This is a genomic window from Bartonella capreoli (assembly GCF_902813205.1).
GTDB classification, from domain to species: domain Bacteria; phylum Pseudomonadota; class Alphaproteobacteria; order Rhizobiales; family Rhizobiaceae; genus Bartonella; species Bartonella schoenbuchensis.
The window spans coordinates 1-668 of record NZ_CADDZX010000083.1 but is presented as its reverse complement, the minus strand read 5'-3'; the positions used below and the strand labels follow the sequence as shown (position 1 = coordinate 668).

Here is a 668-nt window from a genome sequence, read left to right as displayed (position 1 = left end):
CTAGGCTGATTTAGCCTTTTAATATTTCCGTTTTGTATTATTTGGCACTTTGTTCTTTGATTTAAGACAACTCCAAGGAGAATTTAAATGGCTGCTAAAGAAGTCAAATTTGGCCGTGAAGCGCGTGAGCGTTTGTTGCGCGGTGTTGATATCCTTGCTAACGCTGTAAAGGTAACACTCGGCCCTAAAGGTCGTAATGTGGTAATTGATAAATCATTTGGTGCGCCTCGCATCACAAAAGATGGTGTGTCCGTTGCAAAGGAAATCGAACTGGAAGATAAGTTCGAAAATATGGGTGCGCAAATGTTGCGCGAAGTTGCTTCCAAAACCAATGATATTGCTGGTGATGGAACAACCACTGCAACCGTTTTGGGACAGGCTATTGTACAAGAAGGTATAAAAGCTGTTGCTGCAGGCATGAACCCAATGGATCTTAAACGCGGAATTGATGCTGCTGTTGATGAAGTGGTGGCAAATCTCTTCAAAAAAGCAAAGAAAATTCAAACTTCAGCAGAAATTGCACAAGTAGGAACAATTTCCGCTAATGGTGCTGCTGAAATCGGCAAAATGATTGCTAACGCTATGGAAAAAGTTGGCAATGAAGGTGTCATTACTGTCGAAGAAGCAAAAACGGCTGAAACCGAATTAGAAGTCGTGGAAGGAATGCA

The 668-nt window shown here is 41.9% G+C and carries 1 protein-coding gene; it reads left to right on the top strand.

The features are described 5' to 3' along the window. Positions 1-87: 87 nt before the first annotated feature. Positions 88-668 (top strand): TCP-1/cpn60 chaperonin family protein (locus J7R05_RS07425; RefSeq protein ID WP_281388228.1); only part of this gene is annotated, 581 nt, incomplete at its 3' end.